We start from the raw sequence: 22,886 nt of genomic DNA on the forward strand, positions 1-22,886 counted from the left end.
AATGCGGGAAGCCAATGGTAGAGCGGGAAATCCATGAATATCGAGTCTGCCTTGAGCGACAGCGCCAATATTTTTGACCTTGCGCCAATCTCCCTGTGGCTTGAGGATTATAGCGGTCTGCGCAAGCAGTTCGAAGAATGGCGCGCGCTTGGCATTACCGATCTCGGGGCTTTCCTGCACGAAGACACAACCCGGCTGCGCATCTGTACCAGCCATATCCGGGTTCTGAAGGTCAACCGCAAGACGCTTTCGCTTTTCGAGGCGGACAGCGTCAGTCATCTGGTCGCCAACCTCGAACGCGTGTTTCGCGACGACATGCTGGACCCGCATATCGATGAGATGGTCCAGCTCTGGAACGGCGGCGGTACTTTCTCAAGCGACACCATCAACTATTCGCTCGGCGGCAAGCGGCTCGACATCCAGCTCAAGGGCGTCGTGCTTCCCGGCTATGAACACACTTGGGAGCGGGTTCTGCTTTCCATCGAGGATGTGACCGCTCGCGAGAATGCCCGCCGCGAGCAGGATCGGCACAAGCAGCACGCAGTGGGCCTTTTCGAACATTCACCGGTTTCGCTCTGGGTCGAGGATTTCAGCCGCATCAAGCAACTGATGGACGATGTGCGCCAGCGCGGCATCGTTGATTTTCGGGTGTTTACCGACGTGCATCCAGAATTCGTGCGCCAGTGCATGAGCGAAATCCGCGTGCTCGAAATCAACACCGAGACGACGGCCCTATTTCTCGCGTCCGACAAGAAAACGCTGCTGCAGAACCTGCCGCATATCTTCAAGGACGAGATGGAAGCCTCTTTCCGCGAACAGCTGATCGACCTGTGGAACGGGATCCTGTTCCAGCGTCGCGAAGTGGTGAACTATGCGCTCGATGGGTCCGAACGGCATGTTCTGCTGCAGTTCTCTGTTCTGCCGGGACATGAGACGGATTGGTCGCTGGTGCAGGTCGCACTTACCGACATCACGGCGCGCAAGAAGGCCGAGGCCTATCTGGAATATCTGGGCAAGCACGATGTGCTGACCAAGCTGCACAATCGCGCCTATTATGTCGATGAGCTTAACCGGCTTGAGCGCAAGGGCCATACGCCCGTTTCAGTCATCATCATCGATCTCAACGGCCTCAAGGCCGCGAATGATCAATGGGGCCATGCGACAGGCGACGGATTGCTGCGACGCATCGGAGAAGTGCTGAATGAAGCCGTGAAGCAGCCGGGCCATGCCGCACGCATTGGCGGTGACGAATTCGCGGTTGTGCTGCCTTATGTCGATGAGCGCGGCGCCGAGGCGATGGTCGAGGACATTCAGCGGCTGGTCGATATCAACAACCAGTATTATTCCCAACTCAAGCTCAATCTTTCCATCGGCTCTGCGACCAGCATGCCGGGCGAGAAGCTGGAAACCGTTGCCAAGCGCGCCGACCTGCTGATGTATGAGAACAAGCGCCAGCAGTATACGAGCGGTACAATCTAGAGCATTTCCTGTTTTGATTGAATCATTGGAAACACTCTATCTCTTTGTTTTTAAGCATGTCTTTATCCCAAAACCGGTCCCCACTTTTGGGAGACATGCTCTAGTCATCAAATGCGATAATCGTCTTGCCGCGCGTCAGATCGGTGACGAGGCGGGATAGTTCATCCCGCGCGGCGATGGGCATTGTGCCCGCCATTTTCACGCCGGTGCCGGTGAAATTCTCTTGCGCGATGGCAAGGTTTTCCACCGCTGTCAGGCGTGCTTTCAGCAGCGCATGATCTGAAAAATCGCAGGCGAACTGAAATCCGACCAGCGGAATAACTTCTGTTTTCTCAGCCTGTCGCAGACAGGTAGCGGCAGTGCCGCCATAGGCGCGCATCAGGCCACCACTTCCCAGAAGAATGCCGCCGAACCAGCGCGTAACCACGACTGCAATATTGTCCAGCTGCTGGCCGTCGATTGCCTGCAGGATCGGCTTTCCTGCCGTGCCGCTTGGCTCACCGTCGTCACTGAAACGGTAGTTCTGCCCCATGCGCCAGGCCCAGCAATTATGGCTCGCCGACAGATCGGAATGCTCGCTCAAAAAATCCTTCGCCGCCTGCTCGTTTGCGACAGGCGCAGCAATGGCCAGAAATCGACTTTTCTTGATCTCCTGACTAAAGGTTTCGACGCGACTGATCGTGAACATGGCAATCCTACAAAGATGATTGCGGGGCCTAGCATTTTCCATTGAGGATGACGACCCCTTCCAGCTTCCCCTGGCATTGCGCCCACCGGATATAGGGTATAAGGCAATTGAAAAATGAGCCCAAATTTTTGAGCTCTGTTCTTGCATATCCAGATGAAAGGTCCCGCCGATGTTCGATTTGATCGTGAGAAACGCCAATCTCCCCGACGGTCGCGAGAAGCAGGACATTTTGGTCAAGGACGGCAAGATTGCCGATATCGGGCCCTCCAAGGGGGAGCATCAGGCGGCTCAGGAAATCGATGCAACCGACCGGCTCGTGACCCCGCCTTTCATCGATCCGCATTTCCATATGGACGCGACCCTGTCGCTCGGCCTGCCGCGCCTCAACCGTTCCGGTACGCTTCTTGAAGGCATCGCGCTCTGGGGCGAACTGAAGCCGATGCTGACCGTTGAAGCCATGGTCGAGCGCGCGCTGCGTTATTGCGATCTGGCCGTTTCGCAGGGCCTGCTGGCCATTCGCAGCCATGTCGATGTCAGCGATCCGCGCCTTCTCACTGCTGAAGCGATGATTGAAGTGCGCGAGAAGGTGAAGCCTTACATCGACCTGCAGCTCGTGGCCTTCCCGCAGGATGGTTACTACCGTTCGCCGGGCGCAGTCGATCTCGTCAACCGCTCGCTCGATATGGGCCTCGACGTCGTCGGCGGCATTCCGCATTTTGAGCGCACCATGGCTGATGGCGCAGCCTCGCTGGAGGAACTCTGCCGCATTGCCGCTGAACGCGGGCTGCCGGTCGATATCCATTGCGACGAAAGCGACGATCCGATGTCGCGCCATGTCGAGACGCTGGCGGCGCAGACCATGCGTTTTGGCCTGCAGGGCCGCGTTTCCGGTTCGCACCTCACCTCCATGCATTCCATGGATAATTATTACGTCTCGAAGCTCATCCCGCTGATTGCGGAAGCAAAGATGAACGCCATCCCGAACCCGCTCATCAACATCACGCTTCAGGGCCGCGCGGACACCTATCCCAAGCGCCGCGGAATGACACGCGTGCCGGAGCTGATGGCTGCCGGTATCAATGTCGCTTTCGGCCACGATTGCGTGATGGACCCCTGGTACTCGATGGGTTCCGGCGACATGCTGGAAGTCGGTCACATGGCGATCCATGTCGCACAGATGACCTCCATCGAAGGCAAGAAACAGGTTTTCGATGCACTCACCGTCAATTCCGCCAAGGCACTGGGCCTCGACGGCTATGGCCTTGCCAAGGGCTGCAATGCCGATTTCGTAGTGCTGCAGGCGCGCGATCCGATTGAAGCGCTGCGGCTCAAGGCAAACCGCCTCAAGGTCGTGAAGCGCGGCAAGGTCATCGCCGAAACCCCGCAGCGCATAAGCCGCATCAATCTCGAAGGCCGTCCGTCTTCGGTTGACGGGGCTGATTACGCGCCAATCGGCTAACAATTTCAACAGTTTCGGCCTACCCGGCACATTGCCGGATGAACGAACCGGAACAGTCGCGGCTTGAAACCCCATGCCTAATTTTCAGGCCGCAGCCTAATTCGCTTGTATTCGAGGCAGATTGAGCAAAGATAGAACCGTTGCTCATACATTCTGCTCACACAAAACGAAGCAACCGGCAGTGCATTCCCGGCACGCCGAAAACACAAAAGAGGGGTCCTATGACCAAAATCATCAAAGCACCTAACTTTACCCGTCGCGACATTCTCGCAATGTCTGCAGCACTCGGCGCAACGGCAATGACCACTCGCGTCTTTGCGGCCGATGAAAAGCTGAAAGTCGCAGGCATCCACGCCTCGCCGGTCGAAAATGCCTGGAATTCCCGCCTTCACGAGGCACTGAAGCAGGCAAATGACGAAGGCGTCATCGAATATGTCTTTTCCGAAGGCGTTTCGGCGAGCGACTACCCCCGCGCCATGCGCGAATATGCCGAACAAGGCATCAAGCTGATTGTCGGCGAATCCTATGCCGTCGAACGCGAAGCGCGCCAGGTGGCAGGCGATTATCCGAAGACGGCTTTCGTCATGGGCTCCTCCGGCAAGCCGCAGGGCGATAATTTTGGTGTTTTCGGCACCTGGAACTTTGAATCTGCCTATCTCGCAGGCATGCTGGCAGGCGCGATGAGCAAGTCCGGCACCTTCGGCTCCGTCGGTGCCGTGCCGATCCCGGAAGTCAACATGCTCATCAATGCCTTTCAGGATGGCGTGAAGGAAACCCGTCCCGATGCGAAGTTCATCGCATCGTTCATTGGCACCTTCTTTGACCCACCGAAAGCACGCGAAGCCGGTCTTGCCCAGATCGACTCCGGTGCCGACATCCTGTTCGGTGAGCGCATCGGCACAGCCGATGCCGCCAAGGAACGCGGTATCAAGGCCATCGGCTCGCTGATCGACTATACGCCGCGCTATCCCGACACGGTCTTCGCCAATGCGATCTGGAATTTCCGCCCGATCCTGAATGCGGCTATCGCCGACGTGAAGGCCAGCCAGGCAACCGGCAAGGATTACACGCCGTTCAGCCTGATGAAGGAAGGCGGCAACGACATCATCTACGTCAAGGGCATTGCCCCTGCCGAAGCGGAAGCCAAGATGGAAGCCCGCCGTGTGGAACTGAAGGAAGGCAAGTTCGAGTACAAGCCGAACCCGGCCGAACCGAAGTAATCATTTAGGACGGGCAAGCATATCGTGGCAATCGACATGAACCAGCAGGATGCGACCGCGCTCGCGCAGGCGATTGTGGAAGGAATCCTCAGTGCCGAACAGGCCATGGATGCCGCTCTCGACGCAGCAGAAAAATGGCGCCCCTTGGGCGCCATTGCATATCTCGATCGCGATCTTGGCCGCGCCGGTGCCATCGCATTCGATGCAGCGCCATCCAGAGCTGCCTTCGCGGGCGTTCCCTCCTTGTTCAAGGATCTGGGCGGGCCCTGTGCCGGTCTGCCGATCCGACTCGGCTCGCAGGCATTCCTCAATGCCTCACCTCAGATGGATTCCGAACTCGGCCACCGGCTACGCGCAGCCGGATTGAATTTCTTCGGTACTACCACCGTTCCCGAATTCGGTCTGGCGCTTGCGAGCGAGCCAGCGGGAGCTCCTCCCGCACGCCACCCCTTCGATGAAACGCTTTCACCCGGTGGATCATCCGGCGGAGCAGCAGCAGCGGTTGCAACCGGGATAGTCGCAATTGCGCACGCTACCGACGCTGGTGGTTCCATCCGCGTACCCGCCGCAACCTGCGGGCTTGTCGGCCTGAAACCAAGTCGCGGTGCTATGCCCGCTGGTCCGCATTTCGGCAATTATCTCGCAGGCATTGCGAGCGAATTTGCGCTTTGCCGCTCGGTCCGTGATGCGAAAGCGTTACTGCCGCTTGTCGAAGGCAAAACAGAAGGCTTTCTGCCCGACCCGGCGATGCAGGCAGGCGATTTGCCGGACCGCCTTCGTATCGGCATAGTGACCGGCGATCTCGCAAACTATCCAATCACATCAGAGCGCTTGCAGGTTGTGGCAGAGGCGGCGCATTTCCTTGAGGTACAGGGGCACACAATCCGCGAAATCCCGGCTTCGGAATTCAGCCCGCTGATCGCTTCCAGCACGCGCGCATTCGACCGTATCATTTCCGTCAATCTTGCGGCTGCAATCGATTTTCTGGCCCTTGATGAAGACAAGCTTGAACCGCTCACCCGCGCCGTTGCGGAGCGCGGGCGGCGCATGGAAGCCACCGCGCTTTACCGCGCCATGAACGGAGCTGTCAGCGCCGCACATATGCTCTGGCAGATTTTCCGCGACATCGACGTGCTGATTACACCCATGCTCGCGCGCGGGCCAATGCCGCTCGGCTCCTTTCCCATGGATCACGGTGATGTCGATGCACATTGGCAGAAGATGAATGCTTTCGCACCTTATGCAGCGCTCGCCAATATTTCCGGTTTTCCGGCGCTCTCGCTTCCCTTTGCGACGGATACCAACAACATGCCGGTCGCCTTGCAGCTTGTAGCGCCGATGGGCGCGGACCGGCTGCTTTTGAGCCTTGGCCAGCGTCTGGAGGCGGACCAGCGCTGGCAGCACAGATTTCCCGTTGCGGGGTTGAACATATGACCACGACCGTTCTTGAACTGCAGAACATCACCAAGCGGTTTGGCCAGCTTACCGCCAATGACGATATTTCGCTGAAGCTTGAGCGCGGCGAAATCCTCGCTTTCCTGGGCGAGAATGGCGCAGGCAAAACCACGCTGATGAATATCCTGTTCGGCCATTATGTGCCGGATGAGGGCCGTGTCTTCGTCAAGGGTGCAGAAATCCCGCAGGGCAAGCCCCGCGCCGCCATCGATGCGGGCGTTGGCATGGTGCACCAGCATTTCACGCTCGCGCCCAATCTCACGGTTCTGGAAAACATCATCACCGGCACTGAAAGCCTCTGGAAGCTCAAATCTGCGCATGGTGCTGCGCGCGCCAAGATCGCGCAGATTGCCGAGCGTTTCGGCCTCAAGGTCGATCCGGATATGCGGCTTGGCGATCTTTCGGTCGGCGAACAACAGCGCGTGGAAATTCTCAAAGCGCTTTATAACGACGCCGACATTCTGATCCTCGACGAACCGACCGCCGTTCTGACCACGCAGGAAGCCGAAAACCTCTTCGCGACACTGAAAGAAATGGCACGTCAGGGCCTGTCGCTGATCTTCATCTCGCACAAGCTGCATGAAGTCATGTCGGCAGCCGACCGCGTTGTCGTCCTGCGCGGCGGAAAGCTTGTCGCTGAGCGCAAGGCCTCCGAAACCTCGAAGGAGGAACTCGCTGAACTGATGGTTGGCCGTCGTGTTTCGCGCCCTTCGCGTGCAGCGGCCACGCCCGGCGAAACCTTGCTGGAAGCAAAGAATGTAACAGTGGTGGAAGATGGCGCGACACGCTTGACTGATCTCGGCTTTCACCTTCGCGCTGGCGAAACGCTCGGCATCATCGGCGTTTCCGGCAACGGCCAGGCAGCGCTTGGGCGTCTCGTTTCGGGTCTCAGCCAGCCTGCGAGTGGCTCACTTGTCATGTTCGGCCAAACGGTCACCAAATTCGACCCGCGCCAGTTTGTGGCGGAAGGTGTTGGCCGCATCCCGGAAGATCGCAACGCTGAAGGCGCAATCGGTGACCTGACGCTTTGGGAAAATGCTGTGCTTGAACGCGTGCGTGATCCGCAGTTCTCCAATGGTCTTCTGGTCAATCGCGCGGCTGCGCGTGAATTTACCGACCGCATCATCAAGGATTTCGATGTGCGCGGCGGCACGCCTGATAGCCGCATTCGCCTGCTTTCCGGCGGCAACATGCAGAAGCTTATTCTGGGTCGCAATCTGGAAACGGCTCCGCGCATTCTGATCGCGGCGCAACCGACGCGTGGCCTTGATGAAGGTGCCGTCGCAGCCATTCATGCCCGTATTCTGGAAGCGCGGGCAAAGGGAGCAGCGGTTCTGCTAATCTCGGAAGATCTGGATGAAATTATCGGCCTTGCCGACCGCGTACAGGCCATCGTCAAGGGCCGCCTCTCGCCGCCGATTGACGCCGGAGAAGCCAATGCGCAACGGCTGGGCCTGATGATGGCTGGGGAATGGCAGACTAATCTCACGAAGGGGCTGAACTGATGCGTATTGAAAGACGCGAAACACGGCCCATGGCACTGGTAGCAACCGCACCAATTATCGCCGTTTTGACCGCCTTTGTGCTTGCCGGACTGCTCATTGCCGCTGCCGGTGCGCCGGTTTTGGAATCCTTCCGCCAGATAGCCATCGGCGCTTTCGGCAACAAGCTTTCGATCACCGAAACACTCACCCGCGCAACACCCCTGATGCTGACCGGCCTTGCCGCTGCCGTCGCCTTCCGCTCCAAACTCTGGAATATCGGCGCCGAAGGCCAGTTCTATATGGGTGCGCTGGCGGTGGTCGCCTGTGGGACGCAATTGCAGCTTCCAGCCGCTATTCTCATTCCGCTGCTGCTCGTGGTCGGCGCGATTGCAGGCATGATTTTCCTGCTCATCCCGCTCGGGCTTCGCCTGCGCTTCGGTGTCGATGAAGTGGTGACGACACTACTCTTGAACTTCGTTGCCGTGCTCATCGTCTCGATGATGATCGAAGGGCCGATGAAAGACCCCCTCGCCTTTGGCTGGCCGCAATCCGAGCCTGTGCCGGATGCGGCGGTGCTGCCGAAAATCATGGCGGGCATGCGGCTTCACATTGGCATAGTCATCGCTATCGCTCTTGCGCTCATCATCGCCTATGTGCAAAAGCGCACCGTGTTCGGGCTGGAAACCAAGGCTGCCGGTCTCAACCCGCAAGCCGCGCGTTTTGCAGGCGTTCCGCTTGGCAAGACACTGGTGAAAGTCGCCTGCATTTCCGGTGGTCTTGCAGGACTTGCAGGCGCAATACAGGTCATGGGCGTTAAGGGTTACGTCACGACCGATCTGTCGCCGGGCTTCGGCTATTCCGGCATCATTGTCGCCATGTTGGCCAATTTGAATCCTATCGGCGCGATCTTCTCCGCACTTTTTGCTGCCGCAATGTTTGTCGGTGCCGACGGCATGAGCCGTGCCATTGGCATTCCGAGCTTCATCGCCGATGTCACCGTGGCGCTGTCGCTTCTGACTATGCTGGTTGCTCTGTTCTTCACACAATACAGGATCGCCCGATGAACGAGTTGATGGATATCCTGCTCTCCGCAGGCCTCTGGGTCTCGGTCCTGCGCATTGCAACGCCACTGATCTTCGGCACGCTCGGTGCGCTTTATTGCGAACGGGCGGGCGTGCTCAATCTCGGTATCGAAGGAATCATGACCTTCGGCGCGATGATCGGCTGGCTGACTGTCTATAATGGTGCCGACCTGTGGGTCGGTGTGCTCGCCGCCGCCGCTTCCGGCGCTCTGTTCGGCCTGCTTCATGCAGCCCTCACCGTCCCGCTCGGCCTGTCACAGCATGTGGTCGGTCTTGGCATCACATTATTTGTATCGAGCCTTAGCTATTTCCTGTTTCGTCTTCTGGTGCCGCTCTCTTCAACTCCGCCGACGATCACACCATTCCAGCCGGTCAATCCGTCCTGGCTTGCGGATATTCCGTTCGTCGGACAGGTGCTTGGCACCCAAACGGCCCTCACATGGATCGCCATTCCGCTGGCTCTCCTGCTTGGTTATGTGCTTTTCCGCACGCCGCTCGGCCTTGCCATCCGCATGACCGGTGAAAACCCGCATGCCGCCGAAGCGCAGGGCATCAACCCGATCCGCGTGCGCATTTTCACAATCATGTTCGGCAGCGCGCTCATGGCTGTCGGCGGCGCGTTCCTTACGCTTTCCGCCTTCAATTCGTTTTTCCCGACGATGATGCAGGGACGCGGCTGGGTCTGTATCGCGCTCGTCGTTTTCGCTTCTTGGAAGCCTGCTCGTGCGCTTCTGGGTGCCTTGCTCTTTGCACTCTTCGATGCTTTCCAGCTGCGTCTGCAGACGGTCTACGGCAAGGTCGTTCCGTATCAGCTTTTCCTGATGATCCCTTATATCATGTCGATTGTGGCGCTCATCGTGATGGCGCGGCGGGCACGTGTCCCGCAGGCGCTGATGCAGCCCTATCGTCGCGGAGAACGTTGATCGCATAGTGCGCGATAAAATAGGCAATGGTGAAAACAGCCAGTCCACCAAAGACATCGCTCAGATGGTGTCCGCCGTGCAGCAGGATCGCGGGTACCATGAATATATTCAGAGCGAGTACCGGTAAACGCACCCATGCGATGCGCCATGTAAAGACCACGGACATGGCAGCCATGACGGTGTGGAACGACGGGAATCCGATCAGGCCGAGCACATTGGCTGGCGTCAGATAATCTACCCCTTCCTTCGACAAGCGGATCAATTCCAAGCCATAGGACGGACCGACAGCCAATCCTGCACTTCTCACAACATCATCAGGCAGGTTCCATACAGCCGATGTACCGAATGTTGGAAAAAAGGCCCACACCACGATGCTGAGAAGAGCGCCTACAATTCCAGTCATCAGGAAATGAGCAAGTTTTTCTGATTGCCCCGAAAAGCCGAGCAACAGAACAACCATCACCAACTGCGGCAGAGAAGTGAAGTAAACTATCTTCAACAGTGCTGAAACACCGGGCCACTGCGCAATGTATGTGACCAGACTTGGCCAATCATATCCCATCAGTCGATCGACCCCGACCAGGAATTCGTCAATTCGCGGGAAATGGATCGGCAGCAACATATAGTTAAAGACCGACCCGACCAGTGTGAACAATATGAAGCCCGCAGTCAGAATGAGTGTCTCCGCAATCCGGGCATCATTCCTTACGAAGCGATAAAACAGGCCGAGCATGATCGTTCCAAGACCGATCGCCCCGATCATTCCGTAGCCTGTCCAGTCTACGCGAATGCCCTTCGCGGCAATCAGAAGAATGTCGATTGCGCCCAACGCACCAACGACAGTCAGAACAAATCGCTCATAACGCGAGAATATCATCAGCGCCCCCAATTGATCTCATAATCGACCAAAGAGCTGAAGTTCACGTTAAACGTGCAAACAAAAACGGCGCCCGAAGGCGCCGTTTTCTTTTATGTTGTCGAACTTATGCAGCGCTGGACTTGCCGCTCTTTTCGAAGCGCTTGCGCTCATTCGGGTCGAGGTAGAGCTTGCGAAGACGGATCGACTTCGGCGTCACTTCAACCAGCTCGTCGTCCTGAATCCACGACAGAGCGCGTTCCAGCGTCATCTTGATCGGCGGGGTGAGCTTCACGGCTTCATCCTTGCCTGCGGCGCGGATGTTGGTGAGCTTCTTGCCCTTGAGCACGTTGACTTCCAGATCGTTGTCACGGCTGTGAATGCCGATCAGCATGCCCTGATAGACCTTGACACCAGCGTCGATGATCATCGGGCCGCGATCTTCAAGGTTGAACAATGCGTAAGCAACAGCTTCACCCTGATCGTTGGAGATCAGAACGCCATTGTTGCGACCAGCGATTTCACCCTTGTACGGCTGATAGTCGTGGAACAGACGGTTCATGATCGCCGTGCCGCGCGTATCGGTCAGAAGTTCCGATTGATAGCCGATCAGACCACGGGTCGGTGCGTAGAACACCATACGAACGCGGTTGCCGCCGGAAGGACGCAGCTCGACCATTTCGGCCTTGCGTTCGGACATCTTCTGCACAACCGTGCCGGAATATTCTTCATCGACGTCGATGACGACTTCTTCCACCGGCTCCAGCTTCTCGCCGTTCTCGCCGTCCTTCATGACGACGCGCGGACGCGAAACGCCAAGCTCGAAGCCCTCACGGCGCATGTTTTCGATCAGAACTGCAAGCTGCAATTCGCCACGACCGGACACGAAGAACGAATCCTTTTCGGTCGATTCCTCAATCTTCAGTGCAACGTTGCCTTCAGCTTCCTTGAGCAGACGGTCACGGATAACGCGGCTCGTCACCTTGTCGCCTTCGGTGCCCGCATAAGGGCTGTCATTGACGATGAAGGACATGGTCACGGTCGGCGGATCGATTGGCTGAGCAGCCAGCGGCTCGCTTACCGAAGGATCGCAGAAGGTGTCGGCAACGGTGCCCTTGGAAAGACCGGCGATAGCGACGATGTCACCTGCATGGGCTTCGTCAATGGCCTGACGCTCGATACCGCGGAATGCAAGGATCTTCGAGATACGGCCGTTTTCGAGCAACGAACCATCCTGACCGAGAACCTTGACGGCCTGGTTCGGCTTGATCGAGCCGGAATGGATACGACCGGTGATGATGCGGCCCAGGAACGGATCGGCTTCGAGGATCGTACCAATCATGCGGAACGGACCTTCAGCAACCTTCGGTGCCGGAACGTGCTTGAGCACGAGGTCGAACAGCGGAGCCAGACCTTCGTCCTGCGGGCCTTCCGGGTTCAGCGCCATCCAGCCGTTACGGCCTGAACCGTACAGGATCGGGAAGTCGAGCTGTTCGTCGGTCGCGTCGAGATTGGCGAAGAGGTCGAACACTTCGTTGATGACTTCTTCATGACGGCCATCCGGACGGTCGATCTTGTTGATCGCAACGATCGGACGCAGGCCGACTTTCAGCGCCTTGCCAACAACGAACTTCGTCTGTGGCATTGGACCTTCAGCAGCATCAACGAGAACGATAGCGCCGTCCACCATCGAGAGGATACGCTCAACTTCACCGCCGAAGTCGGCGTGGCCCGGCGTGTCGACGATGTTGATACGCGTGTTTTTCCAGACAACCGAAGTGGCCTTCGCGAGAATGGTGATCCCGCGTTCCTTTTCGATGTCGTTGGAATCCATCATGCGTTCTGCAACGCGCTGGTTGTCGCGGAACGAGCCGGACTGCTTCAGGAGTTCATCGACCAGAGTGGTTTTGCCATGATCGACGTGTGCGATAATAGCGATATTACGCAATTCCATATGGAGATCACTTCTATATGAGTTGGGAGCCGCGCCAACAAACCCGCGCGGAAAAACAATGCGGCGCTCTTACAGGTTTTTTTGCATTTTAGAAAGGGGCAGCGCGAAACTGCCCCCCAATTAACCCGAAAAACCCGAATTTCATTGCATTTTTACACTGTCATTCTGACAGTTTTTTGAATTCTTTTTGGGCATGTCGTTATCGAAAAACCGGTTTCCACTTTTTTCGCGACATGCCCGAGCCTTACAAGAGCGTGCCTGACAAAATGACCAGCGCGACGCTGAAATAGATCACGAGACCGGTCACATCGACCAGTGTGGCGACGAAAGGCGCCGATGCGCTGGCCGGATCGAATCCGAGCCTTTGCAGGATGAAAGGCAGCATGGAGCCTGTCAGCGAGCCGAAAGTCACGATGCAGACCAGCGCCATACCGACGGTCGCGGCCACCAGAATCCAGTGTTCGCCATAGTCGTAGATGCCAAGCGTCTGCCAGATGGCGATGCGAATGATGCCAATGACGCCGAGGAAGCTGCCAAGGGCCAAGCCCGTTGGCAATTCGCGCAGGGCGACACGCCACCAGTCCTTGAGCTTGATTTCCTGCAAGGCCAGCGCGCGGATAATCAGCGACGTCGCCTGAGAGCCGGAGTTACCGCCCGATGACATGATGAGCGGGATGAACAGCGTCAGCACGAGAGCCTTTTCAAGCTCCAGCTCGAAATGCTGCATCGCGCTCGCGGTCAGCATCTCGCCGAGGAAAAGGATGCCGAGCCAGCCCGCACGCTTCTTCAGCATCTCGCCGAAGCCGATGCGCATATAGGGCTTGTCGAGCGCCTCCATACCGCCGAAACGGTAAGCGTCCTCGCTTGCCTCTTCCGTCATGGCGTCGAGCACGTCATCAACGGTCACAATGCCGATGATGTGACGGCTTTCGTCCACCACAGGTACGGCCAGAAGGTCGTGCTTGCGGAACAGGCGCGCCACTTCCTCACGACTTGCGAGAGGCGAAATGGTGATCGGCTCTTCGTCGCGGGCGATAGACAGAATCGGTTCGTCCGGCTGGCGGATGATGAGGCGGCGCAAGCTGACCACACCCAACAGAACACGGCTGGCCGGATCAACCACGTAGATTGCATAAACCGTCTCGCGCGTGCGTTCGACCTTGCGGATATATTCCAGCGTCTGGCCAACATTCCAGTTGGAAGGCACGGCAATGAATTCGATGGTCATGAGCGAGCCCGCCGTATTCGGCGGATAGCCCATCAATTTCTTCAGCGCGACCTTGGTTTCAGGCGCGAGAATGGGAAACAGGCGTGCGCGGTCGTCGTCTTCCAGTTCCTGAAAAACGTCGGTTGCACGGTCCGCCGACATACCATCGAGCAGGAGACTCGCGAGGCCGGGCGGCAGGGTAGCGATGATTTCGGTAGCACGGTGAAGTTCCGGCTGGTCGAGCAGACGGATGGCATCTTCGTGCGAAAGCTGCGCGATGACGGCGACTGCATCATCGGCATCGAGTTCGTTAACGAGTTCCACTGCGTCGCCGGTACGCATGTCCGCAATGCGGCTTGCGATGGCAGCAGCAGGGAGGTCGGCAACATTGAGTACTTCCGGGAAGAAGTTGTTGTCGGTCATGGGCTTGCCTTTCTGTCGATCCGCCGTCGAAGGCAGACCGTGCAAGCCGACCGCAAGCGATCAGATCACGAACTGCCTTGACGGCTGAAACAATCGACTGTGACTGTCGCTGGGCATAAGAGAATAAAACTCCGGTTGAAAATGCTGCCGCAGAAATTCGGCTGCGAGCGTGATTTGCGCTGGGTCGCCAATAAAGTCAAGCCCTGCAAGACGATGTCGAACGCTTTTTCCAAGCTCCTGCCCCGGCAGCGAGACGCCCGCGATGTGGAAACCGTGAAAGCGGCCTTCCAGCCCTTGCCCCTCTGCTACTTAACTCCTAAGTCTGATCCATATCGAATTCATCTGAACCGGAGTCTCATCATGTCCGACAAGACCGCTTACAATCGCGCCCTGACTGAATGGAGCGGACCGCTGGGCCTGCCGGATTTCACCGCTTTCAAGGATGACGATTTCGCGTCTGCATTCGATGCCGCGTTGGCTGCGGACCTCGCAGAAGTGGAAGTCATCGCGAAGGCGACCGATGAAGCGACCATCGATAATACGCTGAAAGCTCTGCAACTGACCGGCAAGGCGCTCGACCGCGTTTCATCGATTTTCTGGATGCGCGCTGGTGCGCATAGCAACGACACGATCCAGGCGCTCGAACGCGAGATCGCGCCGAAAATGTCACGTCATTATTCGCGCATCATGATGGACCCGGCGCTTTTCGCCCGCATCGACGCGCTCTATGAAAATCGCGATATGCTGGACCTCGACACCGAGACCAAACGCGTTCTTGAAAAGACATGGAAAGGTTTTGTCCGCTCCGGTGCGAAGCTCGATGAGGCGGGCAAAACGGAGCTTGCAGGCATCAATGAAAAGCTTGCCGGACTTGGCGCGCGCTTTGGTCAGAATGTGCTGAAGGATGAATCAAGCTGGGCCCTGTTCATCACCGATGAAGCCGACCTCGCCGGTCTGCCGGATTTCCTGAAGAACGCCATGCAAAGTGCCGCCGCTGAACGCGGCAAACCGGATGCCTGGGCGGTTACGCTATCACGCTCGATTGTCGAGCCATTCCTTTCCTTCTCCGAAAATCGTGAACTGCGCGAACAGGCGTTCAATGCCTGGGCGAAGCGCGGCGAGAATGGCGGCGAAAGCGACAATCGTGACATCGTGCGCGAAATGGTGGAACTGCGCGAGCGCAAGGCACATCTGCTCGGTTACGCCAATTTTGCCGCCTACAAGCTCGACGACACCATGGCCAAGACGCCGAAGGCGGTCATGGACCTGCTGGAACCCGTCTGGGACAAGGCACGCGCCAAGGCCCATGAAGAAGAAGTCGAACTGGAGCGCCTGATCGCAGCCGATGGCGGCAATCACAAGGTTGCGCCATGGGATTGGCGCTTCTATACTGAAAAGCTGCGTGCCGAACGCTTCGCCTTCGATGAGGCGGAACTGAAGCCTTATCTTCAGCTCGAAAAAATCATCGAAGCCGCTTTTGACGTGGCAGGCCGCCTGTTCGGCATCCGCTTCGAGGAAAAGAAGGGCATCGCTGCGTGGCATCCGGATGTGCGGGTGTTTCAGGTGTTCAATGCGGATGGCAGCGAACGCGGCCTTTTCCTCGGCGACTATTTCGCCCGCACCTCGAAGCGCTCAGGTGCATGGATGAGTTCTCTCCAATCGAGCCACAAGCTCGATGGCGGACAGAAGCCAATCATCTACAATGTGATGAATTTTGCAAAACCAAAGGCAGGTGAACCTGCCCTGCTCTCACTTGACGATGCGCGCACGCTGTTCCACGAGTTCGGCCATGCGCTGCATGGGCTTCTGTCGGATGTGACCTGGCCCGCCGTTTCCGGCACTGCCGTTTCGCGCGATTTCGTGGAACTGCCGTCGCAGCTTTACGAACACTGGTTGACCGTCCCGGCCGTTCTCGAGAAATACGCTGTGCATTATCGCACCGGCGAGGCCATGCCGAAGGCGCTCCTCGACAAGGTGCTTGCGGCCCGCACCTTCAATGCAGGCTTCAACACAGTCGAGTTCACCTCATCCGCGCTGGTGGATATGGCGTTCCATACCGGTAAGGAAAAGATCGCTGATCCGCTCGCTTTCGAGGTAAAGACGCTGGAAAAGCTTTCCATGCCGGATGCGATCATCATGCGCCATCGCACGCCGCATTTCACCCATGTCTTCTCCGGCGACGGTTATTCCGCTGGCTACTACTCCTATATGTGGTCGGAAGTGCTGGATGCGGACGCTTTCTCCGCATTCGAGGAGACCGGCGACGCCTTCAATCCTGAACTAGCGGCGAAGTTGAAGCAGCATATCTATGCCGCTGGCGGTAGCCGCGACCCGGAAGAGCTTTACAAGGCATTCCGTGGCAAGATGCCGACGCCGGACGCGATGATTGAAAAGCGCGGTTTGAACTAAAGCCAAAACAAAAGGCCGGGAAACCGGCCTTTTTTCAACTCTTGTGGGCTAGAATATTCACGAGCCGACCGTACGGGTCACGCGTGTAGAAGCGGCGCACGCCCCATTCCTCATCCGCCGGGCCATATTCAACGGGAAATCCCAACGCGATCGCGCGCTCCAGCACCGTATCGACATCATCGACCTCGATGGAAAGATCGGGCACCGGTGTGCCCGCCCCGCCCTCACTCATGATGCTCACCTGTACCCGTGCCTGCGCATCCGTGGCATAGGTGACGATCCAGCCGAAATCCATCGCCACATCAAGGCCAAGCAAGTCGCCGTAGAAGCGCTTTGCCGCCGCAGGATCGGCGGCTGCAATATTGGCAACGATGCGGCGGACGGCCATCAGTATTCGCCGAGCTTGATGTCCGGCGTGTAATCGACGCCGTCGACTTCCTTCACCACCGGCTGGCCGCAGTGCATGACGCCGGTTGCGGCGTTGAAAGCATAGGTCGGCGAACCATGGAGCAGCCAGCCCTTGTTGAGCGCCGCCGTGACGCGATGACAGAATGCGGAATCATCCGGACCTGTAATGAAACGATATAACTTCATGCTGTTACTTCCTCTGTTATAACTTTACGCCCGCTTTAGCGAGTACACGCTCGGCCATTTCGAGATGCAGACGTTCGACCATCTGCCCGTCGAGTGAGACGACGCCTTTCTCGGCATTTTCAGGCCGGGCAAAGACTTCAACGACAGCGCGGGCATGGGCCACCTCGTACTCGGTCGGTGAGAATGCGCGGTTAGCCGCTTCAATCTGGCCGGGATGAATCAGCGTCTTGCCATCGAACCCCATGGCGGCACCTTGCGCGCATTCCGCCTCGAAGCCAACGCTATCCCGAAAATCATTGTAAACACCGTCGAGAACGGTGATCCCGCCAGCGCGCGCTGCAAGAATGATCTGCATCAGCCATGGGACGAGATAGGGCCGCCCCGGTTGCGGACGCACGCCGGTTTCCCGCGCAATATCGTTCGGCCCGACGACGAAACAGGCAAGCCGCACCGCCGAACGATGTCCGAGAACCGCAATCTCGTCGGCATTGAGAATGCCACGCGCGGTTTCGATCATCGCCCAGACACCAAGTGCCGGATCGGCATCCTGACGATCAAGCCGGTTGGCCGCGTCGATTATGTCTTGCGGGCGTTCGACCTTGGGCAAAAGGATTGCATCTGCACCCATTTTCGCAGCCGCCGCGACATCATCCTTGCCCCACGGCGTTTCCGTCATATTGACCCGTACAATCCGCTCGAAACCAACCTTCGGATGGCTTGCGAAATGCGCGGCCAGCGCATCGCGTGCCGCGACCTTCGCCTCCGGCGCGACGGAATCCTCCAGATCATAGATCACGCAATCCGCTGACAGGGTCAGAGACTTTTCCAGAGCGCGAGCGTTGGCGGCAGGAACGAAAAGGACAGAACGACGGGGACGAACAATAGTTTTCATACCCCGATTTGTGCACCGAACCATCCTGCAGCGCAAGCGCCGAGAGCGCGAGCAGGCAGGCCCTTGAAATTCTGTATCGACGCGCCTATTTTCCAGCCTTCGGTTGGAATGCACCTGCCGTCCGCAGCCTTTGGCCATGGTAAAGCATTCCTGTTTCACGTTTTTGTTCCGGTGACGGCAGAAACGGCAATGCGGGCACCCGTTCATGAAAACGCCGCTCACAATCAGGAGCGAAAACAATGACCACAGCTATTATCGCTGGGACCAACAACGCTGACTTCAAGCATCAGGCCCGCCGTCTGCGGCAGGCTTTGAGCGAGGAAGGCATCAACATCAGCCACGGCAAGGCACTCGACCTTGTGGCGCGCCAGTCCGGCACACGCGACTGGAATACGCTGGCCGCCAATGACAGCAAGGTGGAGACCGCACCCGTCGAGGGCGATACCGCGCCTTACCGCGTCGGGCAGCGCATCACCGGCATGTTTCACACCACGCCGTTCGATGCCCGTATCATCGCCGTTGAGGAAACGATCAAGCCTGAACTGTGGCGCATCACGCTTCAGTTCGATCCGGCCATCGATGTGGCGGTTTCGCCGAACCTCTCAATGCGGCGCAGGCGTTATACGATCGTCGTTGGCACAGATGGCAAATCCCGCCGCCTGACCGGCAGCGAGACCGGTGGCGTCGCCCTCAATGTCTGATAATTGCGCAAACTGTATCAACGGCGCATGATCCGGAAAACTTGACGCGGTTTCCAGACAGGATTATGCGCATAACCCGACAGTCGAACTATCCGGCGCGCGGACAAGCGCGCCGGATATTTCGCGAAACGGGTCGGGAGTTGCGACCTATTGGGCAGTTTCGGCCTCAAACGTTGACTCTCGGTCAAGCTGATGTAAACCAGTTTGCAAATTGCAAATTCCCAACCGACAGGTTCAGGACATGGATAAGTTCACCAAGCTCACGGGCGTTGCCGCCCCCCTGCCGATCGTCAATATCGATACGGACATGATCATTCCGAAGGATTACCTGAAGACGATCAAGCGCACGGGTCTGAGCAAGGGTCTTTTCGCCGAAATGCGCTTCAACGAAGACGGCACGGAGAACCCGGATTTCGTTCTGAACAAGCCGGGCTATCGCAACGCACAGATTCTCGTTGCAGGCGACAATTTCGGCTGCGGCTCCTCGCGCGAACATGCGCCATGGGCCCTGCTCGATTTCGGCATCCGTTGTGTGATCTCGACCTCGTTTGCCGATATCTTCTACAATAACTGCTTCAAGAACGGCATTCTGCCGATCAAGGTCAGCCAGGAAGATCTGGACAAGCTGATGGACGACGCCTCGCGCGGCGCCAATGCGACGCTCACCGTCGATCTCGAAGCCAAGGAAATTCACGGTCCAGATGGCGGTTCGATTTCCTTTGATGTCGATGATTTCAAGCGCCACTGCCTGCTCAACGGTCTCGACGATATCGGCCTGACCATGGAAAAGGCTGGCAGCATCGACACATTCGAGGCCAAGCGCGCCGAATTGCGTCCCTGGGCATAATGTCGGTATGCACTATATATACTCGGCCAGAATGCTCGGTCGCAGGTTTGGTGGCCTGCACAAGTGAATAGGACACGATTGGCTGGAATGGCCCGAGAAGATCAAAGCGGTGACTGGGCGGGACGTCTCTCGCCCTCGCTGGACGAAATCGAATCCATCGCGATTGAAGCTCTTGCGCATCTGCCGCAGGAGTTTCGTGCGTTGTGCGGCGACATCATTATTCAGATCGCCGATTTCCCTGACGATCAGATCATCGAGGATATGGGGCTGGAAACGCCTTTTGATCTGCTCGGCCTTTTCGAAGGTCGTGGCATCGGTGAACGTTTCAGCCTGCAGACCGGCGAAGGCCCCAACCGCATCACGCTCTACCGCCGTGCGATCCTTGACTATTGGTCCGAACATGAAGAAACGCTGGGCGATATCATCACCCATGTTCTGATCCACGAGATCGGCCATCATTTTGGCTTGTCCGATGACGATATGGAAAATATCGAGGCGCAGGCAGAGTAAAGCCGCACAGCCGAGATGGCTGTCTGAATTTGTCGTTTTCGACGAAACCATCGGCAGTTCTGGCAGTTCTTCCTCGGATTCTGGCACAATCGCATACAGATATTGCATGGAGAGAATGCTATGGATTCTCTTGATGCAACTAATGGTCTGATTCCGACATTTGCATCCTTGGGATATGAGCGCCGAGCAAATGTCGAAATCAAAAAGACCACTAGTAACCTTATGAATCTAGTGGATTTTTCGAGTTTGATGTTTGAAACGAGATCTATATTGGACGGGTATCAAACGTCAAATTCAATCCACTAGAGTAGCGATATGAGCATTTCCCCCGCCATCTACCAGCTCCTCCTCGTATATGTGACTTACATCATTGCAGCTGGCAGCCCTGGTCCGAGTACGATGCGGATCATGGGCGTAGCCATGGACCAGGGCCGCAAATCAGGGCTTGTCTTTGCTGCCGGTGTCGTTACAGGCTCCATTTTTTTGGGGCGTGATGGCTGCGACTGGCGTCTCGGCCATCCTCACACGATTTGCCGAAGCTCTGTTCATCCTGAAAATCTTCGGCGGACTTTATCTGCTTTATCTTGCCTTCAAGGCCGGACGCGCGGCCATGACATCAGACAAAGCATTGGCTATGCGAGCTTCCAGCAGCAAAGCAATTCTGTCCCATGGCGAGCTTTATCGCCGTGGACTTCTGATGCATCTGTCAAACCCGAAGTCCATCCTGTCCTGGATCGCATTGGTTACGCTGGGACTCGGCACCAACTCTTCATGGCCACATCTGGCGGCGTTTCTGGGTGGCTGCATCGTGCTCAGCATCACCATTTTCTGCGGCTATGCCATCATATTTTCCACTATGCCAATGGTGCGCCTCTATCGTCGTGCGCGTCGCTGGATCGAAGGCGTCCTCGCGGCTGTCTTTGGCCTTGCCGGTATCCGCCTGCTTCTGTCGCGCTAACCTGATTGAGAAAGAGCACCATGAAACTCTTCAAAGGTCTTTCAGCCTTTCCGCTGACACCAAACGACACCGATGGCAAACTCATTGAGGATACGCTCTGCGTTTTTCTTGAGCGCATTCACGAGGCGGGAGCGGATTCTATCGGTCTTCTGGGAAGTACTGGCGGCTATGCCTTTGTCACGCGGGAACAGCGGTTGCATACGATCAATACCGCCGTCAGATTTATCGGCGGCAGAACACCGATCATCGTCGGCGTCGGCGTGTTGCGGACGGATGATGCGCAGACGCTGGCCCGGGACGCAGCAGATGCCGGTGCAGACGGGCTGTTGCTGGCGCCTGTTTCCTATACGCCGCTGACGCAAGACGAGGTTTTCCAGCACTTCAAGACCGTTGCCGAGACGACCGATCTTCCCCTTTGCATCTACAATAATCCCGGCACGACAAAGTTCATCTTCAACGACGAACTGATTGCACGGCTTGCCAGTGTGAAGAATATCAGCGCGATCAAGATGCCTCTGCCCGCAAATGGCGATTACGAAGGCGCAATGTCAAAGCTGCGTGCCGAAACTCCGCCAAGCTTCGCGATCGGCTATAGCGGCGACTGGGGGGCTGCGGATGCACTGCTGGCTGGTGCCGATGCCTGGTACAGCGTGGTTGCAGGACTTCTTCCCGACCCCGCTCTGGCGTTGACGCGCGCTGCGCAAAGCGGAAACAATACTGAGGCAGAACGCATAAATGCAGCTTTCACACCGCTTTGGGACCTGTTCAAAACCCACAGCAGTTTCCGCGTCATGTATGTCATTGCCGACCTTCTCGGTCTCGCGAAAATCGAGCCACCACGTCCGATCCTGCCGTTGGGAACCGAAGCATACGGGCAGGTTGAGGCTGCACTTGAGCACCTGAGGGAAATAGAGAGCTGACTTAAAGCGCCGCATCCTCACTCAAGAATTTGATCGCCATAAGCGCGGCACAACGACTGAGCAAGATGTCTCGTTCGACTGTAAGGTCCGCAGCAAAACGATCAGCAAGTCGACGATACGAGGCGTCTATAGTCGGATTTATAAGGTAGCGCTCCTCCATTTGCTCGCAAGTGGAACGAAGCTCACGAATATCAGGCATTATAGTCATCGTATGGCTTCCTACTAAAATTCGGAAGATATCATAAAACAAAGGCGCCCTCATCGGGCGCCTTTTGCATTTCTTTGTTAAGCGACGCTCAGACGAACATCGATATTGCCGCGTGTCGCATGCGAGTACGGGCAGACAATATGCGCAGCCTGAACCAGTTCTTCGGCCTTCGCCTTGTCCACGCCCGGAAGTGCCACTTGCAGCGCCACATCAAGCCCGAAGCCAGTGCCATCTTCACGCGGACCAATGCCGACCGTCGCAGTCACGGTGCTGTCTGCGGAAATGGCAACTTTCTCCTTGGCGGCAACGAATTTCAACGCGCCCAGGAAGCAGGCCGCATAGCCAGAAGCGAAAAGCTGCTCAGGATTGGTGCCTTCGCCGCCCGAACCGCCGAGTTCCTTCGGCGTATCGAGAACGACACTGAGCCGTCCGTCGGCAGTCTTGGCGCTGCCGGTGCGGCCGCCGGTTGCTGTGGATTGGGTTGTGTACAGAATTGGCATTTGGGCTTCTCCTTTGGTTTGTCTCCGCAGCCAAACTTGCAGATAGTTAAATTGTGCACAATCTAATTTTGCAAAACTTAACTTCACAATTATGTGATGCGCAATCCAATTGCGCAT

20 protein-coding genes and 1 pseudogene are annotated in these 22,886 nt (G+C 57.2%); 13 read left to right on the top strand and 8 right to left on the bottom strand.

Going from position 1 to position 22,886, the window contains the following annotated elements:
- The first annotated feature begins 33 nt into the window (after positions 1 to 33).
- Positions 34 to 1,479 (top strand): sensor domain-containing diguanylate cyclase, encoded by a 1,446-nt coding sequence (locus AC1RHM_RS14960; protein WP_010658511.1) that lies wholly within the window; start codon positions 34 to 36, stop codon positions 1,477 to 1,479.
- Positions 1,480 to 1,579: 100 nt separating this feature from the next.
- Here AC1RHM_RS14960 and AC1RHM_RS14965 read toward each other — a convergent pair whose 3' ends face one another.
- Complete coding sequence (locus tag AC1RHM_RS14965) at positions 1,580 to 2,167, bottom strand: IMPACT family protein (protein WP_010658510.1); 588 nt, start codon at positions 2,165 to 2,167, stop codon at positions 1,580 to 1,582.
- A 169-nt stretch (positions 2,168 to 2,336) separates the two neighbouring features.
- On the opposite strand from AC1RHM_RS14965, the gene AC1RHM_RS14970 reads away from it, so the two are divergent.
- From AC1RHM_RS14970 to AC1RHM_RS14995, 6 genes are all read left to right on the top strand, one after another.
- Positions 2,337 to 3,626 (top strand): amidohydrolase family protein, encoded by a 1,290-nt coding sequence (locus AC1RHM_RS14970; RefSeq protein WP_010658509.1) that lies wholly within the window; start codon positions 2,337 to 2,339, stop codon positions 3,624 to 3,626.
- Between the two features lie 221 nt (positions 3,627 to 3,847).
- Positions 3,848 to 4,846 carry a BMP family protein gene (locus tag AC1RHM_RS14975; RefSeq protein WP_010658508.1) on the top strand — a complete coding sequence of 333 codons (999 nt, stop codon included), beginning with the start codon at positions 3,848 to 3,850 and terminating at the stop codon, positions 4,844 to 4,846.
- A gap of 36 nt (positions 4,847 to 4,882) precedes the next feature.
- The gene (locus AC1RHM_RS14980; protein WP_036563440.1) at positions 4,883 to 6,280 is read left to right on the top strand and encodes an amidase; all 1,398 of its coding nucleotides are present in this window, start codon (positions 4,883 to 4,885) and stop codon (positions 6,278 to 6,280) included.
- Positions 6,277 to 7,806 carry an ABC transporter ATP-binding protein gene (locus AC1RHM_RS14985; RefSeq protein WP_010658506.1) on the top strand — a complete coding sequence of 510 codons (1,530 nt, stop codon included), beginning with the start codon at positions 6,277 to 6,279 and terminating at the stop codon, positions 7,804 to 7,806. The genes AC1RHM_RS14980 and AC1RHM_RS14985 overlap by 4 nt, the downstream gene beginning before the upstream one ends.
- Positions 7,806 to 8,849: an ABC transporter permease gene (locus AC1RHM_RS14990; RefSeq protein WP_010658505.1), complete on the top strand. Its 1,044-nt coding sequence runs from the start codon at positions 7,806 to 7,808 to the stop codon at positions 8,847 to 8,849. Before AC1RHM_RS14985 ends, AC1RHM_RS14990 begins: the two co-directional genes overlap by 1 nt.
- A complete protein-coding gene (locus AC1RHM_RS14995) occupies positions 8,846 to 9,790 on the top strand; it encodes an ABC transporter permease (RefSeq protein WP_010658504.1) in 945 nt (314 codons plus the stop codon). Before AC1RHM_RS14990 ends, AC1RHM_RS14995 begins: the two co-directional genes overlap by 4 nt.
- Here the strand turns inward: AC1RHM_RS14995 and AC1RHM_RS15000 are convergent.
- The 3 genes from AC1RHM_RS15000 to mgtE all read right to left on the bottom strand — a co-directional run bounded on the left by AC1RHM_RS15000 (position 9,720) and on the right by mgtE (position 14,230).
- Positions 9,720 to 10,667 (bottom strand): phosphatase PAP2 family protein, encoded by a 948-nt coding sequence (locus tag AC1RHM_RS15000; RefSeq protein ID WP_010658503.1) that lies wholly within the window; start codon positions 10,665 to 10,667, stop codon positions 9,720 to 9,722. The two genes, AC1RHM_RS14995 and AC1RHM_RS15000, sit on opposite strands and share 71 nt — an antisense overlap.
- Before the next feature lie 106 nt (positions 10,668 to 10,773).
- Positions 10,774 to 12,600, bottom strand: coding sequence for a translational GTPase TypA (gene typA / locus AC1RHM_RS15005; RefSeq protein ID WP_010658502.1), 1,827 nt, complete (start codon positions 12,598 to 12,600; stop codon positions 10,774 to 10,776).
- Between the two features lie 244 nt (positions 12,601 to 12,844).
- Positions 12,845 to 14,230: a magnesium transporter gene (gene mgtE, locus AC1RHM_RS15010; RefSeq protein ID WP_010658501.1), complete on the bottom strand. Its 1,386-nt coding sequence runs from the start codon at positions 14,228 to 14,230 to the stop codon at positions 12,845 to 12,847.
- Positions 14,231 to 14,590: 360 nt separating this feature from the next.
- Here mgtE and AC1RHM_RS15015 point away from each other — a divergent pair, with 360 nt between their 5' ends.
- Entirely contained in the window at positions 14,591 to 16,639 is a 2,049-nt protein-coding gene (locus AC1RHM_RS15015; protein ID WP_105529300.1) for a M3 family metallopeptidase, read from the top strand.
- 34 nt (positions 16,640 to 16,673) lie between these two features.
- On the opposite strand, the gene AC1RHM_RS15020 is transcribed toward AC1RHM_RS15015, so the two are convergent.
- Genes AC1RHM_RS15020 through AC1RHM_RS15030 form a run of 3 tightly spaced genes read right to left on the bottom strand, consistent with a single transcriptional unit; the run spans position 16,674 to position 18,125 of the window.
- On the bottom strand, positions 16,674 to 17,027 hold the full coding sequence (locus AC1RHM_RS15020; protein ID WP_010658499.1) for a VOC family protein: 354 nt from the start codon (positions 17,025 to 17,027) through the stop codon (positions 16,674 to 16,676).
- Positions 17,027 to 17,233 (bottom strand): DUF1737 domain-containing protein, encoded by a 207-nt coding sequence (locus AC1RHM_RS15025; RefSeq protein WP_010658498.1) that lies wholly within the window; start codon positions 17,231 to 17,233, stop codon positions 17,027 to 17,029. The genes AC1RHM_RS15020 and AC1RHM_RS15025 overlap by 1 nt, the downstream gene beginning before the upstream one ends.
- A gap of 16 nt (positions 17,234 to 17,249) precedes the next feature.
- Positions 17,250 to 18,125, bottom strand: coding sequence for an HpcH/HpaI aldolase/citrate lyase family protein (locus AC1RHM_RS15030; RefSeq protein WP_010658497.1), 876 nt, complete (start codon positions 18,123 to 18,125; stop codon positions 17,250 to 17,252).
- 239 nt (positions 18,126 to 18,364) lie between these two features.
- Between AC1RHM_RS15030 and AC1RHM_RS15035 the strand changes: the two genes are divergently transcribed.
- The 5 genes and pseudogenes from AC1RHM_RS15035 to AC1RHM_RS15055 all read left to right on the top strand — a co-directional run bounded on the left by AC1RHM_RS15035 (position 18,365) and on the right by AC1RHM_RS15055 (position 22,061).
- Positions 18,365 to 18,826 (top strand): glyoxalase superfamily protein, encoded by a 462-nt coding sequence (locus tag AC1RHM_RS15035; RefSeq protein ID WP_010658496.1) that lies wholly within the window; start codon positions 18,365 to 18,367, stop codon positions 18,824 to 18,826.
- Between the two features lie 241 nt (positions 18,827 to 19,067).
- Positions 19,068 to 19,673, top strand: a complete 606-nt coding sequence (leuD, locus tag AC1RHM_RS15040) for a 3-isopropylmalate dehydratase small subunit (RefSeq protein ID WP_010658495.1) — start codon at positions 19,068 to 19,070, stop codon at positions 19,671 to 19,673.
- A gap of 87 nt (positions 19,674 to 19,760) precedes the next feature.
- On the top strand, positions 19,761 to 20,183 hold the full coding sequence (locus AC1RHM_RS15045; RefSeq protein WP_012092734.1) for a metallopeptidase family protein: 423 nt from the start codon (positions 19,761 to 19,763) through the stop codon (positions 20,181 to 20,183).
- A gap of 315 nt (positions 20,184 to 20,498) precedes the next feature.
- Positions 20,499 to 21,141 (top strand): annotated as a pseudogene (locus AC1RHM_RS15050) (LysE family translocator).
- A 20-nt stretch (positions 21,142 to 21,161) separates the two neighbouring features.
- Entirely contained in the window at positions 21,162 to 22,061 is a 900-nt protein-coding gene (locus tag AC1RHM_RS15055; RefSeq protein ID WP_010658492.1) for a dihydrodipicolinate synthase family protein, read from the top strand.
- Positions 22,062 to 22,346: 285 nt separating this feature from the next.
- Here the strand turns inward: AC1RHM_RS15055 and AC1RHM_RS15060 are convergent, their stop codons facing one another.
- Positions 22,347 to 22,769 (bottom strand): organic hydroperoxide resistance protein, encoded by a 423-nt coding sequence (locus AC1RHM_RS15060; RefSeq protein WP_010658490.1) that lies wholly within the window; start codon positions 22,767 to 22,769, stop codon positions 22,347 to 22,349.
- Between the last annotated feature and the right edge of the window lie 117 nt (positions 22,770 to 22,886).

It is taken from the genome of Brucella sp. GW823-FHT04E01 (assembly GCF_058796175.1).

Bases quoted from the DNA above. Each gene is read 5' to 3' on its own strand.
- AC1RHM_RS15030 (WP_010658497.1), bottom strand. From the start codon at position 18,125: ATGAAAACTATTGTTCGTCCCCGTCGTTCTGTCCTTTTCGTTCCTGCC.
- AC1RHM_RS14990 (WP_010658505.1), top strand. From the start codon at position 7,806: ATGCGTATTGAAAGACGCGAAACACGGCCCATGGCACTGGTAGCAACC.
- AC1RHM_RS15060 (WP_010658490.1), bottom strand. From the start codon at position 22,769: ATGCCAATTCTGTACACAACCCAATCCACAGCAACCGGCGGCCGCACC.
- AC1RHM_RS14985 (WP_010658506.1), top strand. From the start codon at position 6,277: ATGACCACGACCGTTCTTGAACTGCAGAACATCACCAAGCGGTTTGGC.
- AC1RHM_RS15015 (WP_105529300.1), top strand. From the start codon at position 14,591: ATGTCCGACAAGACCGCTTACAATCGCGCCCTGACTGAATGGAGCGGA.
- AC1RHM_RS14980 (WP_036563440.1), top strand. From the start codon at position 4,883: ATGAACCAGCAGGATGCGACCGCGCTCGCGCAGGCGATTGTGGAAGGA.
- AC1RHM_RS14995 (WP_010658504.1), top strand. From the start codon at position 8,846: ATGAACGAGTTGATGGATATCCTGCTCTCCGCAGGCCTCTGGGTCTCG.
- AC1RHM_RS14975 (WP_010658508.1), top strand. From the start codon at position 3,848: ATGACCAAAATCATCAAAGCACCTAACTTTACCCGTCGCGACATTCTC.
- AC1RHM_RS14970 (WP_010658509.1), top strand. From the start codon at position 2,337: ATGTTCGATTTGATCGTGAGAAACGCCAATCTCCCCGACGGTCGCGAG.
- mgtE (WP_010658501.1), bottom strand. From the start codon at position 14,230: ATGACCGACAACAACTTCTTCCCGGAAGTACTCAATGTTGCCGACCTC.
- AC1RHM_RS15025 (WP_010658498.1), bottom strand. From the start codon at position 17,233: ATGAAGTTATATCGTTTCATTACAGGTCCGGATGATTCCGCATTCTGT.
- AC1RHM_RS15045 (WP_012092734.1), top strand. From the start codon at position 19,761: ATGGCCCGAGAAGATCAAAGCGGTGACTGGGCGGGACGTCTCTCGCCC.
- AC1RHM_RS14960 (WP_010658511.1), top strand. From the start codon at position 34: ATGAATATCGAGTCTGCCTTGAGCGACAGCGCCAATATTTTTGACCTT.
- leuD (WP_010658495.1), top strand. From the start codon at position 19,068: ATGGATAAGTTCACCAAGCTCACGGGCGTTGCCGCCCCCCTGCCGATC.
- AC1RHM_RS15055 (WP_010658492.1), top strand. From the start codon at position 21,162: ATGAAACTCTTCAAAGGTCTTTCAGCCTTTCCGCTGACACCAAACGAC.
- AC1RHM_RS14965 (WP_010658510.1), bottom strand. From the start codon at position 2,167: ATGTTCACGATCAGTCGCGTCGAAACCTTTAGTCAGGAGATCAAGAAA.
- AC1RHM_RS15020 (WP_010658499.1), bottom strand. From the start codon at position 17,027: ATGGCCGTCCGCCGCATCGTTGCCAATATTGCAGCCGCCGATCCTGCG.
- typA (WP_010658502.1), bottom strand. From the start codon at position 12,600: ATGGAATTGCGTAATATCGCTATTATCGCACACGTCGATCATGGCAAA.
- AC1RHM_RS15035 (WP_010658496.1), top strand. From the start codon at position 18,365: ATGACCACAGCTATTATCGCTGGGACCAACAACGCTGACTTCAAGCAT.
- AC1RHM_RS15000 (WP_010658503.1), bottom strand. From the start codon at position 10,667: ATGATATTCTCGCGTTATGAGCGATTTGTTCTGACTGTCGTTGGTGCG.